The organism is Streptomyces showdoensis (assembly GCF_039535475.1).
In the GTDB taxonomy this organism is placed as follows: Bacteria; Actinomycetota; Actinomycetes; order Streptomycetales; family Streptomycetaceae; genus Streptomyces; species Streptomyces showdoensis.
Genome location: NZ_BAAAXG010000010.1, coordinates 13,373 through 29,956 on the forward strand (window position 1 = coordinate 13,373; position 16,584 = coordinate 29,956).

The following is a 16,584-nucleotide window of genomic DNA, read 5'->3' on the forward strand; positions in this document are numbered from 1 at the left end:
TTGCCCGGCAACTTGCTGCACTGGAAAGCAACTTCTCAGCCACCCCGAAGTCCCCGCAGTCTCGATCGCGTCATCACCGGCGTCCACGGCGCCATGACCATCGGGAGAGGCTTTGAGCTCGTTCGGGACAGATCTGCGGATGAAGGCCGAGAGCGTCACGATCCGACCCCTGCAGACCTTCGACAAGCGGGTGAAGGTCCTCGGCTCCAAGAGCTACTCCAACCGCTACCTCGCGCTCGCCGCCCTCTCCGGCGAGGCGACCACCATCGAGGGCGCCCTCGTCTGTGACGACACGCAGTTCCTCGCCGGTGCGCTGCGCGCCTTCGGGCACGTCGAGGTGGAGATCGACGCCGCGGCCGAGCGGATCACCGTCACGCCCACCGGCAGGCCCATGACGGCCCCGGCCGAGGAGGTGTACGTCGGCGCCGCCGGCACCCCCATCCGGTTCCTGATCGCCATGGCGGGCCACGCCGACGGGACGACCGTGCTCACCGGCACGAAGCGCATGCAGGAGCGGCCCATGGGCTCGCTGCTCGACGCGCTGCCCGGTGTCGGAGTGACGGCCGAAGCGGTACGCGGCAACGGCAGCCCGCCCATCAGGGTCACCGGTCCGAGCTTCCGCGGCGGTTCGACGCGCATCAGTGGCGCGGTCAGCTCGCAGTTCACCTCCAGCCTCCTGGTCAACGCCACGCGCGCCGAGCAGGACACCGAGATCCACCTCGTCGACGACCTGATCTCCAAGCCGTACGTCGAGATGACGATCGCCGCCCTCGCCGAGCTGGGCGTCACCGTCGAGCGCGACGGCTACACCCGCTTCAAGGTCGCCGCGGGCCAGAAGCTGCGCGGCGGCACCGTGGCGGTCGAGCCCGACGCCTCCGGCATGTCCTACTTCCTCGCCGCCGCCGCCGTGCTCGGCGGAACGGTCACCGTCCCGGGCATCGGCAGGACCTCCAAGCAGGGCGACGTCGGCCTCGTCGACGCCCTGGTCCGCATGGGGTGCACGGCCGAGGTCACGGACGACTCCATCACCCTGACCGGCGGGGAGCTCCACGGCATCGACATCGACATGGAGACCATGCCGGACGTCGTCCCCACCCTCGCGGTCGTCGCCGCCTTCGCCCGGGGCACCACGCACATCAGCAACATCGCGAGCCTGCGGATCAAGGAGTGCGACCGCATCGCCGCCGTCACCACCGAGCTGCGCAAGATGGGCATCACCGTCGAGGAGCACGCCGACGCGATGACCATCACCGGCGGCACGCCCCACGGCGCCGTCATCGACACGTACGACGACCACCGCATCGCCATGTGCTTCGCCATCGCCGGTCTGCGCACCGAAGGCGTCGTCATCACGGACCCCGGGTGCGTCGCGAAGTCCTTCCCGACCTTCTGGCAGACGCTCGACGGCCTCCACGGCGACGACACCACGAGCACGCTGTGAACGCCGGAACCCCGGGCATCCTCCTGGTCCTCGACGGCTGGGGCCACGCGGGGCCGAGCGAGGCCAACGCGCTGACCGCGGCGGCCACGCCGTACCTCGACGGTCTGCTCGCCGACTGCCCGGCCGTGCTGGCCGAAGCCTCCGGTACCGCCGTCGGCCTGCTCCCCGGCACGGTCGGCAACTCCGAGATCGGTCACATGGTCATCGGGGCCGGGCGGCCCGTCCCGTACGACAGCGTGCTCGTCCAGGAGGAGATCTCCAGCGGACGCATGCGGTCGAACGCGACCCTGGTCGAGGTGCTGAACCGGCTCTCCGCCGCCGGGGGGACCCTGCACCTCGTCGGGCTCTGCTCCGACGGCATGATCCACGCCGATGTGCAGCACCTGCGGGAACTGCTCCGCATCGCGGCCCGGTTCTCCGTGCCCGCGGTCCGCGTCCACGCCATCACCGACGGGCGCGACGTCGCCGACCACACGGCCGCCGCGTATCTCGGCCTCGTCGAGGGCTTCGTCGCCGAGGCGGGCGTCGGCCAGGTGGCCACCGTCGTCGGGCGCGGCTACGCGCTCGACAAGAGCGGCGACCTCGAACTGACCGAGAAGGTCTCCCTCGCCCTCGTCGACGGCAAGGGCGAGGCGATCGGCGAGCCGCAGGAGGCGCTGGAGCTGACTCGGCGGGGTGACGAATGGGTGCCGCCCTGCGTCGTCACGGGAGCCGACGGCCGGCCGCTGGGCCCGGTGCGGGACGGTGACGCCGTCCTGTTCACGAACTTCCGCAGCGACCGCATCCAGCAGCTGGCGGACGACCTGTACCGGCGGCTGGCCGGCCGTGGGGTCACCTTCCTCAGCCTCGCGCAGTACGACACCGAGGCGGCCATCCCGCCGCTGGTGCACCGGTCGGACGCGGGAGGAGGTCTGGCCGCCGAGCTCGCCGCGCACGGTGTGCGCTCGGTGCGCATCGCCGAGGCCGAGAAGTTCGAGCACGTGACGTACTACCTGAACGGCCGGGACGCGGCCGTCGTCCCCGTCGAGGAACACGTCAGGGTCACCGGCGACGTGGCTCCCGACTACACGGCGCGGCCGGAGATGAACCTCGACCGGGTCACGGAAGCGGTGGTCTCGGCCGCCGGCCGCGACGACGTCCCCCTCGTGGTCGCCAACCTCGCCAACATCGACGTCGTCGGTCACACCGGTCACTTCGACGCGACCCGCCGGGCCGCGGAGCACACCGACCGCGCCGTGGAGGCCGTCTGCCACGCCGCACGGGCGACCGGCCGCTGGGTGCTGCTCGTCGGGGACCACGGCAACGCCGAGAAGATGCTCACCGACGCCTCCGCCGGCGCCCGACCGTACGGCGGGCACACGACCAACCCGGTCCCTGCCGTGCTCGTCCCGGCGCCCGGGCAGCAGGTGGCCGCTCCGGCGGGGCCCGCCACCCTGGCCGACATCGCGCCCAGCGTCCTGGCGCTGCTCGGGCTCGCCCCGGCGCCGCGCATGACCGGGCGGCCCTTGTGGTGAGCGCGGGAACCCCCGGGCACCTGACAGACGGCACGTCCCCCTTCACCCCCACAGGAACGGAGACCTCCCGATGACCCCGCGTCCCCGGCTCGCCCTCGTCGGCGACCGCAGCGACCGCGTTCCCGCCCACGCGCGATTCGACGAGATCGTGCCCGCCTTCGGCGTGGACGTCGACTGGCTCCCCAGCAGCACGGTGACCGAGGACATCGCCGCGTACGACGGGATCTGGGTCGTGCCCGGGTCGCCGTACGTCAGCCAGGCGAACGTCCTCCTCGCCATCCGCACCGCGCGCACCCTCGGCATCCCGTACCTGGGCACCTGTGGCGGTTTCCAGCACGCCCTCATCGAGTACGCCCGCAACGTCCTCGGTCTGGTGGACGCCGAGGACGTGCAGTACGACGCGGACGCGGCGACGCCGCTGATCGTCCCGCTCTGCTGTTCGCTGGTGGGCGAGACGGCCCCGCTCCACTTCGCGCCGGACACCCGGCTCGCCTCCGTCTACCCGGGGCTGTCGGAGACCGTGGAGACGTACCACTGCAAGTACGGGCTCAACCCGGAGTACGAGGACCGGATACTCGCGGGTTCGCTGCGCGTCACCGGCTGGGACGCGGAGAAGGCGCCCCGCGCGGTGGAGCTGCCGGACCACCCGTTCTTCGTAGGCAGCCTGTTCCAGCCGGAGTTGTCGTCGACGGCCGCCCAACTCCACCCCCTCATCAGGGCGTTCCTCGGCGCGGTGGGCGAGCGGGCGCGTCACGGCCATTGACACGACGATCTCTCTGATTCGATACTTGTTTAAGTAAAGAGAGTTCGAATCAGACGAGCTGGAAGGAAGTGGGTCATGGCCACGGACTCGACCGAGGCGACCGAGCAGGAGACCGTCGGCGGCTTCGTCACGGACCCGACCGCCGGTGCGGGCGCCTCGCAGGGCGGCTGCTGCGGCGAGCCGGCCGACGCCACCGGCGCGGTCGCGGGCGGCCAGGGCGGCGGCTGCTGCGGTGAGCCCGGCGGCGGCTGCTGAGGAAGACGCCTCAGATGACGGACACAGCCCAGAGCCGGGAGCCCGACGCGGCCCGGTCCGCGGTGGACGCGTTCGACGCGGACCGTGCCCTGGCGACGCTCCAGGTCCTGTGCGCCCCGGACATGCAAGGGCGCGCGCCCGGCACGGCCGGCCACGACCTGGCCACCGGGTTCCTCGCCGCGGAGCTGACCTCCTACGGCCTCACCCCCGTACTCGACGCCTTCGCCATCCGGGAGGTCATGCGCCTGACGGCGCAGCCCACCCTCCGGGTGGCGGGTGGGCGGCTCGACCGCGATCTCGTCCACCGGGCCGAGTTCGCCGAGCATCCGCGCTCGGGACCGATGCCCGGGCCCGTCAGCGGCACGGTCGCCGAGGACGCGGGAGCGGGGGAGTGGGCGGCTCTGGCCACGGTCCCTCAGGGGAACGCCTTCGCCGAGCTCGCCGAAGTCCTGGCGGCGCGCGGTGCGGTGGGGATGCTCACCGCCCAGAACGCCGACGGCTCGGGATTCCTCACCAAGCGGGTCCAGGGCCCGACCCCGGTCGGCCTCCCCGTCGTGGCCGTGCGGCCGGACCTGCTGGCCGACGCGGTGGGCGGCGTGCTCACCGCCCACGTGCCGCTGGTGCGCGTGCCCGCCACGGGCACGAACATCGTCGCCACCCTGCCGGGCGGCGACCCGGAGGCGAGGCCGATCCTGCTCAGCGCCCACTACGACGGTGTCGGCTCGGACCCCGAGCGGCACTTCCCGTGCGCGGGTGACAACGCCAGCGGGACCGCGGTGCTGTGCGAGGTCGCCCGCGTGCTGACCTCGGCCGGGCCGCTGCGCCGGCCCGTCGTCCTCGCCCTGGTCGACGCCGAGGAGATCGGCACCCTGGGCTCCGGCCACCACGCACGCGCGCTGCGCGAGGCGGGTGTCGAGCCCGATGCGCTCAACCTCGACATGGCCGGCAAGTTCAACGGGAAGGTCGCGGTCGAGCTCGGCCCGGCCGACCCGGCTCCGCGCCACGTCATCGCCGCACTCGACGGCGCCGGCCGGAGTCTCGGCATCCCGTTGTACGCGGGAACGGTGTCGTCCGACAACCGCCGTTACGCCTCCGCCGGATTCCCCGCCGCGGGCATCGGATTCGGCGCGGCCCACTACCACTCGCCGCTCGACGGCCCCGAGCGGATCGATCCGGACGCCCTGCGCAAGGCCGGGCGGCTCGTCCTGGAGACGATCCACCGCCTCGCCGCTCAGAACTGATCTCTTTCACCACCCCTTCCCTTCAGGAGTCTCACCATGGCCGCGGCCCAGCAGTCCGTCTCCACCCAGCTGATCCAGCTCGCCCCCACCGTCGGGGAGCACCACGCCGCCTTCTCCAAGAGCTACCAGGAGTTCTTCGGCGCGGTCTTCGACCACGAGGCCCTGGAGCCCAAGACCCGTGCCGCGGTGGCCCTGTGCGCGGCGCTGATGCAGGACCGCGAGGAGACCGTGCGGTCCTTCCTCGCCGCCGCCAAGAAGCTCGGGCTGAAGAACGAGGAGATAGGACAGATCGCCGGCATCGTCGAGGCGATGAAGCTGGACGCCCTGCAGCGTCCGGCCGTCCAGGCCGTCGCCGCCGCGGCCAAGAAGGCCAACACCTGCTGCTAGTCCCGTCCTTGCTCCATTCCGACCTCTTCTCGAAGGACTGCGGCACGTGACTGATCCATCCATCAGCGGTGCGGGCTGCGTCGTCGTGCTCGGCGGCCGCAGCGAACGGGAGTTCAGCGTCGTACGGAACCTCGGGTACCGCGTGGTGCTCGTGGACGAACAGGTTCCGTGGCACTGCATGCCCTGGGTCGACGCCCATCTCGACGTCGACCTCGACGACCGGGACGCGGTGGCCGAGGCGATCCGCGCCGAGCTCGGCGACGAGGCCCCGGTGGCCGTCCTCACCCACACGGAGCCGAGGCTGCCGCTCATGGCCCACCTCAACGGGCTCCTCGTGGACACCCCCCGGGGCCTGGACGAGACCGCGGCCGCGAACTGCCGGGACAAGTGGCGCACGCGTACGGTGCTCAGCGAGGCGGGTCTGCCCGTACCCCGCTTCGTGCTCGTGACCACCGTGGACGAGGCGCTGGCGGCCGCCGAGGACATCGGCTATCCCGTCGTCGTCAAACCCCGGGACGGGGCGGGCGCGTTCGGCGTCCGGTGCTGCCAGGGCGAGCGGGAGCTGCGCGAGGCCGTCGCCGCCTTGTTCGCGGCCCCGGCCGGAGCGCTGGAGGGAGCCCTCGTCGAGGAGTACGTCGACGGCCCCGAGTACGCCGTCCAGACCGTCACGCACGGGACGAGGACCAGCGTCCTCAGCGTCTTCCGGCAGCGCATGACCCCGCCGCCGGTCTTCGTGGAGCTCGGCTACGAGCACCCGAGCGGCCTGCTGCCGGCCGAACGCGACGAGCTGGACCAGCTCATGCGGGACGTCCTCGGCGCCCTGGGCCTGAACGACTGGATCAGCCACACGCAGATCAGGCGCGGACCCGACGGCTTCCGCGTCATCGAGGTCAACGCACGGCGCCCCGGCGGCCGACTCGTCGAGATGACCACGGCGGTCAGCGGTGTCGACATGACGGAGGCCGTCACGCGCCAGGCCGTGGGCCTTCCGCAGCCCGACCCGGCCGCCACCGTCGCCTTCGCCCGCTACGCGAGCATCGTCTTCGACGACGCCGGCACCCTCCTGTACGACGAGGTCGTGCCGGAACCGGGGCCGTTCGGCCCCCTCGTCGAGGTCGAGGTCGAACCCGGCGAGACCGTGCGGCCCAAGGAGCACCCCAACGGCGGCGTCTACGGACGCATCGTCGTCTACGGAGACTCGGCCGAGGAGCTCGACCTGGCCGAGCGCCGGATCCGGGACGAGCTCAGCCTGCAGGTGGTGTTCGGCGAAGGCCTCGGTCCGGCGGAGACCGACAGCCGCGAGTTCAAGTCGTGCTGCTGAGGTGGCCCGGATGACCCTCACCGACTCCACCGCGGCAGTGACCGGGCGGTACCGGACCGATCTGCGGACGTCGGTCCACGCGATCGACGGCGCGGAGTGGAACCGCGTCGTCGCCCAGGCGGGCGGCACCGTCTTCCACACGTGGGAGTGGCTCGCCGCCTTCGAGGACGCCCCGCCGGGCGGCTTCGAACCGCGCCACCTGCTGGCGTACCGCGACGACGTCCTCGTCGGCGTGTGCCCGGCCTATGTGGTGCACGACTGTCCGCGCCTCGCCTATCTGACGGAGCTCGCCCAGCTCGACCTGGGCGGCCCCGTCCTCATGGCCCACAGCCTCGCCGCACTCGACGGCGGACCGCTGGCCGTGCCCGGCCACGAGGACGCCCTCGACTCGCTGCTCGGCGCACTGGAGGAGACGGCGCGGGAGAACGGCGCACGGACGTGGGCCGTCGCCAACGCCCCCGCGGGCGCGCTCGGCGGACGGCTCATGAGGCACGGCTACGCCACCGCGCACATCACCACCTCGTACCGGTGCTCCACCGAGGCGGAGTCGGTCGCGGACTACTGGAGCTTCGAGTCGGGACGGCTCCGCCGGAAGCTGGGCAAGGAACGCCGGGTCTCGGGCCGCGGCTACACGGTCGCGGAGGAGCCGGCGGACGCCGCCACACTCGTCCGCCTCGTGCACTCCATCCTCAAGGACCGCGGCACGCCGACCGACGTCCTGCCCGAGGCGTTCCTCTACGCGCTCAAGCACCGGCTGGCGCCGTACGAGCGCACGGTCACCGCCGTCGACGCCGCGCGGGAGACCGTGGGCGTCTTCGCCGGCTGGCAGTTCGCCGGGACCTGGTCGATGTGGCTGGCCGGTCTGGACACGGAGCGGCTGTCGTCCTTCGTGCCGTACCGCGCCATGGCGGCCCGGCTCATCGAGGGAGCCGTCACCACCGACGTCACCTCGATCGACCTCGGCCGCTCCAACGGCGCGGAGAAGCGCAAGCTGGGCGCCCACCCCGTTCCCCTCTACCTCGCCCTGAACACCTCCGACCGCTCCGATCGCGCGGCCCTGCACGCCGCCTGCCGCCGCCTCGAACAGCGCTGCCAGGGCCCCGACGACCAACTCGACATGATCAGGCGGTGCTGCTGATGAACGCCGACACGCGCCAGAGCGTGGCGTGCGTCTCCGGACGCCGCGTCGTCGACGTCCTCAACCGCCTCGACGTGCGGTCCGTCCTGCTCGACGACCCCACGCCCCTGGACCTGGCCTGCCAGGTCGACGTCCCCCTGGACATCGACCTCGACGACTGGGACGCCGCCGAGTCGGCGCTGCGCTGGCTGCACGCCACCCGCCCCCTCGACGCCGTCTTCAGCGTCTACGACGCCCACCTGCCGCTGGCCAGCTACCTGGCCGCGCGGCTCGGGACCCGTGGCCTCGACCTCCGGGCCGCCCTCGCCTGCCACGACAAGATCCGCATGCGGATGCTGCTCGCCGGCGGCGGAGTGCGCGTGCCCGACCACCTGCCGGCCGCCGACCCGGCGGACGCCGCCGCCGCGGCGCGGCGCCTCGGCCTGCCCGTCGTCGTCAAGAAGGCGAGCGGCTCCGGCGGCCGGGGCAGCCTGCTGTGCCGCACCGCGGAGGACGTGCTCCGCGCCGTCGCGGTGCTGGGTCCCGCCCCGCTCCTCGTCGAACGGGCCGTCGAAGGTCCGGAGTACGCCGTCCAGAGCATCACCGCCGACGGCCGGACCGAGGTCGTCGGCATTCTCGCCCAGCACGTCGGACCCGGCCCCCGCCAGGCCGAGACCGGGTACGACTACCCCTCCGGGCTCAGCACCGAGAAGGAGGCCGAGGTGGCGGCCTTCGTCACCCGCGCCCTCGCCGTGCTCGGCTTCGACCACGCGGTCTCGCACACCCAGGTGCGGCTCACCGCCGACGGCCCGGTCCTCGTCAACGTCGCCGCACGTCCGCCCGGCGGACAGCTGTGCGCCGCCACCGAGCGGCTCAGCGGGATCGACCTCACCCGGGCCGCCGCCGAGATCGCCCTCGGGCGCCCCGTCACCCGGGGCACCCCCACCGCGACCAGGGTCCTGTACCGGTGCGTGACCAGCGAGAGCCCGGGCAGGGCCTGGTACGACCTCGACGGCATCGACGCACCCGCCGTCACGCTCGACGTCGAGCCCGGCGACACCGTCCGCAGCGTCGACGACCCGCACGGCGGCAGCTACGGCCGCATCGTGGTCTACGGCGACGACCCGGCGGAGCTGGAGAGCAGATACCGCGCCGTCTTCGAATCGCTCCGACTCCGCGTCGAGCCAGACAACCAGTAGGTGATGGTCCCTTGACCCTTCGCGTCCTCGTCCTCAGCGGCCAGCGCACCGTGCAGCAGCTGAAGGAACACACCGACTACGACGTCGTGTTCGCCGAGGAGAACATGACGATCGAGCAGGTCATGCTCGCCGACTACCCGCTGGAGGTCGACTTCGACGACTGGGGCGGCGTGGCCGCGCTGGTCGCCCAGGCACACGCCGACCGGCCCATCGACGCCGTGGTCACCGGGGTCGAGCGGCTCGTGCCCCTGGCCGGACGCCTGCGCGCCGAGCTGAAGCTGGGGCACGGCGTGACGGAAGAGGCCGCCCGCGCCTGCATCGACAAGGCGGCGACGCACCGCCTGCTCGCCGGGGCGGGGGTCCCCGTACCCGGCAACCGGGTGGTCTCCGGCACCGAGGAGGGAGCGGCGGCCGCGGAGGAACTGGGCCTCCCCGTCGTCGTCAAACCGCGGGACGCCTCCAGTGCCGCCGGCCTCAAGTACTGCGCGAGCCGGGCGGACGTGGAGCAGGCCGTCGGTGACATCCTGGCCGCGGGACGCGACTCCGCCCTCATCGAGGAGTACGTGACCGGACCGGAGTTCGGCGTCTTCGCCACCAGGATCGGCGGCCGCACCCAGGTCGTCTGGGTCGTCGAGGGCGAGGTCGGGCCGCCCCCGACCTTCGTCAAGGTCGGGGGGTTCTTCCCCAGCCGCCTCGACGAGGCGCGGCGCGCGGAGCTCGACGAGCTCGCGGACCGGGTCCTCGCCGCCGTCGGTCTCGACGACTGGGTCGCGGCCCTCCAGTTCACCCTCACCGCCGACGGCTGGCGCGCCGGTGAGATCAACCCCCGGGTTCCCGGCGGCCAGGCCGTCGAGATGATCCGCTCCACCACCGGCTACGAACCGAGCCTCATCGCCACCGAGGCCGCTCTCGGCCGCCGTGCGGAGCCGCGGGCACCCAAGGCGCCCGCCGGGCTCTACCGCAGCATCGTCTTCGAGGCGGGCGGGCGCATCGACTACGACGCCGCGGCGGCCGGTTCGCTCGGCGGCCTGGAGTCCCCACTGCCGCCGTTCGTCGAGTTCGACGTCAAGCCGGGTGACGCCGTGCTCCCCGTGGAGCACCCCAAGGGCGGCGCTTTCGGTCGCATCGTGCTGGCCGGCGAGAGCCTGGAGCAGCTGGAGCGCGACTACGCGAAGATCCGGGAGCAGCTCGCGATCCGGCTGGTCGACGACGCCGCCGCGGACGCGGCGGTGGACCGTCCGCACACGAGTTGCTGTTGACCAACTTCCGTTTGAGGAAGATCTGTTGACGCTCAACCAGCCACGTGATTCGATACTTTTGAAATTATCGAATCAAGACTCGGGGAGGAGGAAGCATGGCTGACGACATGATCGGCTCGGGCTGCTGCGAGACCAGCGGCGCCGAGGACGTGGCCGAGGACGGCCAGGAGTGCGGCTGCGCCTGCGCCTGCTGCGACTGATCCCCACCCGGGACGCCACGGCGGGCCGCACTCCGGCGGAGTGCGGCCCGCTGAGAGACCACCACCCACCCACGACTCATCAGAGGGGGCTCGACGTTGAACGACTCGCTCCGCGCGCTGCGCTTCATCTATGGCTACCCGCTGCGCTACCGCCGCGAGATCGTCACCGCCACGGTGATCATGTTCGTCGGCCTCCTGGGCAACATCGCCGTGCCCCTCCTCACCCGGTACGCGATCGACATCGGCATCCTGGGCGGGAAGTCCAGCACCCTGCTGGTCACCTCGCTCGGCGTGCTCGCCGCCGGCGTGGCCACCACGGCCCTGCTGCACTACGGCAAGCGCATCCGGTTCACCGTGGCCAGCAAGGCCGTCAACGACCTCCGCGAGGACCTGGTGCGCAAGATGATGCACCTGGGACCCGCCGACGTCGCCGAGGCGTCCGGGGGCCGGGCGCTCACCCGCCTCATCTCCGACGCCGTCTCCGTCCGCGGCCTCACCAACGGCGGCCTGCTCGAACTGCTCAACCAGATCCTCGTCATGCTCGCCATGCTCGTCACGGCGCTCGTCATCGACCCCCGCACGACCCTGCTCGCGTGCATCCCGCTGATCTTCGTCGTCATCGGCAACTTCACCGTGCAGCTCCGCCTGCAGCGGGCCTTCATCGAGCTGAAGAGCCAGTTCACCAAGCTCCTGGCCGGTGTCGGCGAGTCCCTCGCCAACATCAACGTCGTCAAGTCCTACGGCCGCGAGTCGGACGCCTCGGAGCGCCTGAACAAGGTCAACGAGGCGCACACCGCCCGCGACGGCCAGATGAAGCGCACGTACAGCCGCTGGGAAGCGATCCTGAACGTCGTCGGCGGCCTGCCCACCCCGATCGCCCTGTGGGCCGGAGGCAACGCGGTCCTCGACGGCACCAGCACGGTCGGCGACCTCGTCGCCGTCGTCGCCCTGGTCATGATGTTCCAGATGAGCATCCACATGCTCGCCATGCACGTGAACGGAGCCTTCCGCAGCGTCGTCACCGCGCAGCGCCTGCTGCGCGTCATGGACGCCCCCTCCGTGATCGCCTCCCGCGAGGGCACGACCGACGTCCCCGCGCTGGGCGGCATCCGGGCGACCGGCATCGACGTCGACATCGCCGGCCGGCGCATCCTGGACCGGGCCGAGTTCCACGTGGAGCCCGGTGAGGCCGTCGCCCTGACCGGCCCCACCGGCAGCGGCAAGTCCACCCTCCTCCACGTCCTCGCCCGGCTGCGCGACCCGGAGGCCGGCAGCGTCGCGTACGACGGCGTCGAAGCCCGGTCGTACGAGCCCGCGGCACTGCGCCGCCGCATCGTCTGCCTGCCGCAGCGCCAGTGGATCTTCGAGGGGACCCTGGAGGAGAACGTCCGCTTCGCCCGGCCCGAGGCCACCCGGCAGGAGACGGCGGACGCGGTCGAGGCCGCCGGCCTCGCCCACATCCCCCTCGACCGCCGCTTCGGAGCCAGCACCCTGGACCTCTCCGCCGGCGAGCGCCAGCGCATCGGCCTGGCCCGCGTCCTGCTCGTGGACCCCGACATCCTGCTGCTCGACAACCCGACGGCCAACCTGGACGCCGAGACCGAGGCCGCGCTCCTGGAGACCGTCCTCCGCGTCCGCCGGGGCCGCACCCTGGTCATCGCCTCCCAGCAGCCCGCCGTCTCCGACTACGTCGACCGGACCATCAGCCTCGCCCCCCGGGAGCCCTCCGCGGGAGCCACGGCCACCCTCGCCGGCGCGGCACGCCCGGACGGAGGAAAGGACTCATGACCACCACGTCCACACAGGCGCCCGCCGTCGAGGACGACCGCGAGGCACGCCGGACGCTCCTCAAGGCCGTCCGCCGCTTCCTTCCCTACCTCCGCCCGAACTGGGGCTGGCTCACCATCGCCACCGCCATGGCCGTCGTGAACACCGTCGTCACGATCGCCGTGATGTACACGGTCATGGCCGGCATCGGACACATCGTCATCGGAGACATGGAGGCCGTCCGCTCGACGGCGCTCAACCTCGTCCTGCTGACCGTCCTCGAGAACGTCATCCGCATCACGTACAACTCGGCGATGATCCGGGTCAACGAGCGCCTGACGGTCACCATCCGCAACGACCTCGTGGCGCGCCTGCACAACGTCCAGCTCTCCCGGCACGTCTCCCAGGCGAGCGGCGAGTGGGTCACCCGCGTGCTCTTCGAGGCCAACCGCTTCCGCGGCTTCCTGACCAAGACGCTGATGGAGGTCACCAACAGCGTCATCTGGTTCATCGCGTTCGCGGTGTTCCTGCTCGCGCTCAGCCCCCTGGTGGCCCTGCCCACGCTCGTCACCATCCCGCTGATGGTGTGGATCGCCGTGAAGTGGACGGCGCGCCTCAAGCCCGACACCCGGGCGCAGCGCGAGGGCTGGGACCGCGTGGTCGGCTACCTCAACCAGCGGATCGACGGCCTCGCCGACATCCGCGCCTTCGGCCAGGAGGAGGCGGTCCTCGCCGACCTCCGGGACCGCTCGGAGGAATACAGCACGGTCCACAACCGGCTGTCGCGCAAGCGCCTGTGGCTCACCTCGCACCTCGGCTTCAGCGTCTTCCTCGCCCTGTCCCTGCTGATCTTCTTCGGCGGTCTGCAGATCGTGAACGGACACCAGCTGGGATCCGGGTTCTTCTTCGACATGGCCTCCGGCATGATGCCGATGACCTGGATGCTCATGGGCACCGACACCATGATGGCGTCGATGGGCATGGCGTCCGGCACCGCCCTGGCGGCCGGCACCCTCGCCGCGTTCGCGCTGTTCGTCAAGCGCATGCTGAACCCCGTCCGCGACCTCGCCAACCAGATGGGCCAGGCGTCCGACATCGCCGCCTCCGCGCGCCGCATGCTCGACGTCCTCGACCTGGAGGAGGAGCAGAGCGGCTCCGGCACCCTGCCGCCGGTCGAGGGAGCCGTCGCCGTCGACGACGTCACCTTCGCGTACGGGGAGGGCCCCGACGTCCTCCACGGCATCACGCTGCACGCCGAACCCGGCCAGCACATCGGCATCGTCGGGACGAGCGGCGCGGGCAAGAGCACCCTGATGCAGCTCCTCGTCCGCCTCTACACCCCGACGAGCGGCACCGTCAGCATCGACGGACACGACCTCGCCGACATCAGCAGCGCCTCCGTGCGTTCCCAGGTCCTCCTCGTGACCCAGGAGGCCCAGCTCTTCGACGGCTCGGTCACCGAGAACATCCTCTTCGGCCGGCCCGAGGCCACCGAGGAGCAGGTCATCGAGGCGGCCCGGCAGGTCGGCGCGCACGAGGTCATCTCCGAGCTCAAGGACGGCTACCGCACCCGCGTGGGGGAGCGGGGTTCGCGCCTGTCGGTGGGAGAGCGCCAGATCATCGCCCTGGCCCGCGCCATGCTCGCCGACCCGCGCGTCATCGTCCTCGACGAGGCCATCTCCAGCGTCGACCCGGACCGCCAGCGCGTGGTCTTCGCGGCGATCCGCCGCCTCCTCGAAGGCCGTACCGCCATCGTCGTCGCCCACTGGCTGACCCTCGTCGAGGACCTGGACCAGGTCTTCGTCCTGGAGGAGGGGCGCATCGTCGAGTCGGGCCGCCCCGTCGAACTGCTCACCGCGGGCGGACGGCTCACCGAACTGTGCCAGGCCCAGGAGGGCCGCGCCCGCAAGAACACCACCGGAAAGGACAACGCCCATGTCTGACACCACCCTCGGAAGCATGTTCTGGACCGCCGCCCAGGGGACCGCCCCGGCGGCCACCGTCGAGGCGCCGAAGGCGTCGTCCTGCTGCGGCCCGAAGCCGGCCGCCGCGACGCCGGAGAAGCCCGCGACGGCCGACGCGACCGACACGAAGCCGAAGGCCGAGCAGGCCGAGGCGCCGAAGAAGGCCTCGTGCTGCGGCCCCAAGCCCGCCGCCGACACGGCCGGCACGGCCGAGAAGGCACCGGCGCCGAAGGCGTCGTCCTGCTGCGGCCCGAAGCCCGCGGCCGAGGCCGCCCCCGCCGCGGCGGCCGCCGCGCCCGCGAAGAAGTCGTCCTGCTGCGGCTGACCCACCCCCACCCCCACCCGCCCCGTCCGAAGGAGGACAGATGACCTGGCGCACGACCACCACCGAGCCTGCGGCGCAGGACACGGAAGCGCCGCGGCGGGCCCGGCCCCGCACCCGCGAGGGAGCGGCGCGCCCGGCGTCCGTGGTGGGCGTCGCCCTGGCCGGCGTCGTCCTCATGGCCGGCATGACCGGCTGCAGCCCCTCGTCGGCCGCCGCCGGAGGCGGTACCGGCAGCGGCACGAAGCTCGACGCCGGCTGCACCGGGACCAGGACCGAGGCGGGCCTCGAGGTCACCCTCGAGGTCAGCCCCTGTCCGGCCAAGGGCGGCGGCGCGGCGGGCACCGCCACGATCACCGTCAAGGACGCGGCGGGCAAGGCCGTCGAGGGCGCCAAGGTCGAGATCAACCCCGAGATGCCCAACATGAAGATGAAGGGCGGCAACCAGTCGGCCACCGCGAACGGCGATGCCTACGAGGCCAAGCTGGTGCTGGGCATGCCCGGCGACTGGCTGGTCACGGTCGTCGTCACGCCGGCCTCCGGCACGGCGGCCTCCGCGGCGTTCGACGTGAAGGCGGAATAGGGCCCGTGCTCAGCAACCGCGCGCGGAACCTGCCCGCCTCCAGCACCGCAGCCCTGGACGCCCACGTCAAGGCCCTGCAGGCGGACGGCGCCGACATCATCAACCTCACCGGCGGCGAACTCGACTTCCCGACCCCCGACCAGGCGGCCGAGGGAGCCAGACGGGCGATCGCCGCGGGACACACCCGCTACACCCCGGTCGCCGGCATCGGCCCCCTTCGCGAGGCCATCGCCCGGCGCCTGGCCTCCCACTGGGGCAGCGCCTACGAACCGGCGCAGATCGTCACCACCAACGGCGCCAAGCAGGCGCTCGCCCAGGTCTTCACCGTGCTGTGCGAGCCCGGCGACGAGGTGCTGCTCCCGGCCCCGTACTGGGTGAGCTTCCCGCACATGATCGCGCTGGCCGGGGCCGTCCCGGTCGTCGTGGACACCACCGGCACCGGATTCAAGCTCACCCCCGAGACCCTGAGGGCGCACCTCACCCCACGGACGCGGGTCGTACTGCTCAACAGCCCCTCGAATCCCACCGGAGTGGTCTACGAGCGTACGGAGCTCGAAGCGCTGGCGAGGGTCGCCGTCGAACGCGACCTCGTCATCGTCAGCGACGAGATCTACGGGGACCTCGTCCACGAGGGCGCCGCCTTCACCAGCGTCGCCTCCCTCGGGCCCGAGGTCGCCGAGCGCACGGTCACCATCGGCGGCTTCTCCAAGACGTACGCGATGACCGGGTGGCGGATCGGCTTCGCCGCGGCCCCCGAGCCGGTGGCCGCCGCACTCGCCGCCGTCCAGGGCCACACCAGCTCCGCCCCGTCCTCGATCTCCCAGTACGCGGCGCTCGCCGCGCTGACCGGCGACACGGACGAGGAGCTCGCCCGCAGGGCGGAGGAGCTCAACGTCCGCCGTGCGCTGATGCGGGACGGCCTCGCCGCCCTGCCGCCGCTGCGCCTGGCCGCACCACCCCAGGGCGGCTTCTTCGCCTTCGTCGACGTACGGGGCCTCTACACCCGCCCCGACGACGACGCCGGGACCGTCGCCCGCGAACTGCTCGAACACACCGGTGTGGCGGTCATGCCGGGGCGGGACTTCGCTGCCCCGGACCACGTGCGCCTGTCGTACGCGGTCGGCACGGAAGACATCTCCCAGGCACTGCAGCGCATCGGCGCGCATCTCAAGTCCCTCTGAATTCGACCGAGTTCCCCAGAACCTCTCCCGCACCCCCTCGGACCCCCGGGATTCCCCCCGACGAACGGAG

The 16,584-nt window shown here is 72.2% G+C and carries 15 protein-coding genes; all 15 read left to right on the forward strand.

All coding sequences use genetic code 11. The features are described from left to right. Window positions 1-139 precede the first annotated feature (139 nt). Complete coding sequence (aroA, locus tag ABD981_RS05470; protein WP_046910522.1) at window positions 140-1,441, forward strand: 3-phosphoshikimate 1-carboxyvinyltransferase; 1,302 nt, start codon at window positions 140-142, stop codon at window positions 1,439-1,441. Continuing rightward, a complete protein-coding gene (gene gpmI, locus ABD981_RS05475) occupies window positions 1,438-2,955 on the forward strand; it encodes a 2,3-bisphosphoglycerate-independent phosphoglycerate mutase (protein WP_046910521.1) in 1,518 nt (505 codons plus the stop codon). Before aroA ends, gpmI begins: the two co-directional genes overlap by 4 nt. Window positions 2,956-3,025: 70 nt before the next feature. Next, entirely contained in the window at window positions 3,026-3,718 is a 693-nt protein-coding gene (locus ABD981_RS05480) for a CTP synthase C-terminal region-related (seleno)protein (protein WP_046910520.1), read from the forward strand. A 75-nt stretch (window positions 3,719-3,793) separates the two neighbouring features. Then, complete coding sequence (locus tag ABD981_RS05485) at window positions 3,794-3,973, forward strand: hypothetical protein (RefSeq protein WP_046910519.1); 180 nt, start codon at window positions 3,794-3,796, stop codon at window positions 3,971-3,973. 14 nt (window positions 3,974-3,987) lie between these two features. Beyond that, on the forward strand, window positions 3,988-5,214 hold the full coding sequence (locus tag ABD981_RS05490) for a M28 family metallopeptidase (RefSeq protein WP_046910518.1): 1,227 nt from the start codon (window positions 3,988-3,990) through the stop codon (window positions 5,212-5,214). Window positions 5,215-5,250: 36 nt separating this feature from the next. Then, window positions 5,251-5,601, forward strand: coding sequence for a carboxymuconolactone decarboxylase family protein (locus tag ABD981_RS05495; RefSeq protein ID WP_046910517.1), 351 nt, complete (start codon window positions 5,251-5,253; stop codon window positions 5,599-5,601). A 46-nt stretch (window positions 5,602-5,647) separates the two neighbouring features. Further along, on the forward strand, window positions 5,648-6,922 hold the full coding sequence (locus ABD981_RS05500; RefSeq protein WP_046910516.1) for an ATP-grasp domain-containing protein: 1,275 nt from the start codon (window positions 5,648-5,650) through the stop codon (window positions 6,920-6,922). A gap of 10 nt (window positions 6,923-6,932) precedes the next feature. After that, window positions 6,933-8,060, forward strand: coding sequence for a GNAT family N-acetyltransferase (locus ABD981_RS05505; RefSeq protein ID WP_046910538.1), 1,128 nt, complete (start codon window positions 6,933-6,935; stop codon window positions 8,058-8,060). Further along, window positions 8,060-9,238: an ATP-grasp domain-containing protein gene (locus ABD981_RS05510; protein ID WP_240495398.1), complete on the forward strand. Its 1,179-nt coding sequence runs from the start codon at window positions 8,060-8,062 to the stop codon at window positions 9,236-9,238. The genes ABD981_RS05505 and ABD981_RS05510 overlap by 1 nt, the downstream gene beginning before the upstream one ends. 11 nt (window positions 9,239-9,249) lie before the next feature. Beyond that, window positions 9,250-10,497 (forward strand): ATP-grasp domain-containing protein, encoded by a 1,248-nt coding sequence (locus ABD981_RS05515; protein WP_046910514.1) that lies wholly within the window; start codon window positions 9,250-9,252, stop codon window positions 10,495-10,497. Between the two features lie 296 nt (window positions 10,498-10,793). Then, on the forward strand, window positions 10,794-12,485 hold the full coding sequence (locus ABD981_RS05520) for an ABC transporter ATP-binding protein (RefSeq protein ID WP_046910513.1): 1,692 nt from the start codon (window positions 10,794-10,796) through the stop codon (window positions 12,483-12,485). Continuing rightward, a complete protein-coding gene (locus ABD981_RS05525; protein ID WP_046910512.1) occupies window positions 12,482-14,407 on the forward strand; it encodes an ABC transporter ATP-binding protein in 1,926 nt (641 codons plus the stop codon). The genes ABD981_RS05520 and ABD981_RS05525 overlap by 4 nt, the downstream gene beginning before the upstream one ends. After that, window positions 14,400-14,753, forward strand: coding sequence for a hypothetical protein (locus ABD981_RS05530; protein WP_046910511.1), 354 nt, complete (start codon window positions 14,400-14,402; stop codon window positions 14,751-14,753). Before ABD981_RS05525 ends, ABD981_RS05530 begins: the two co-directional genes overlap by 8 nt. Before the next feature lie 40 nt (window positions 14,754-14,793). Beyond that, window positions 14,794-15,333 (forward strand): FixH family protein, encoded by a 540-nt coding sequence (locus ABD981_RS05535; protein ID WP_046910510.1) that lies wholly within the window; start codon window positions 14,794-14,796, stop codon window positions 15,331-15,333. Between the two features lie 5 nt (window positions 15,334-15,338). Further along, entirely contained in the window at window positions 15,339-16,514 is a 1,176-nt protein-coding gene (locus tag ABD981_RS05540) for a pyridoxal phosphate-dependent aminotransferase (RefSeq protein ID WP_046910509.1), read from the forward strand. Window positions 16,515-16,584 lie beyond the last annotated feature (70 nt).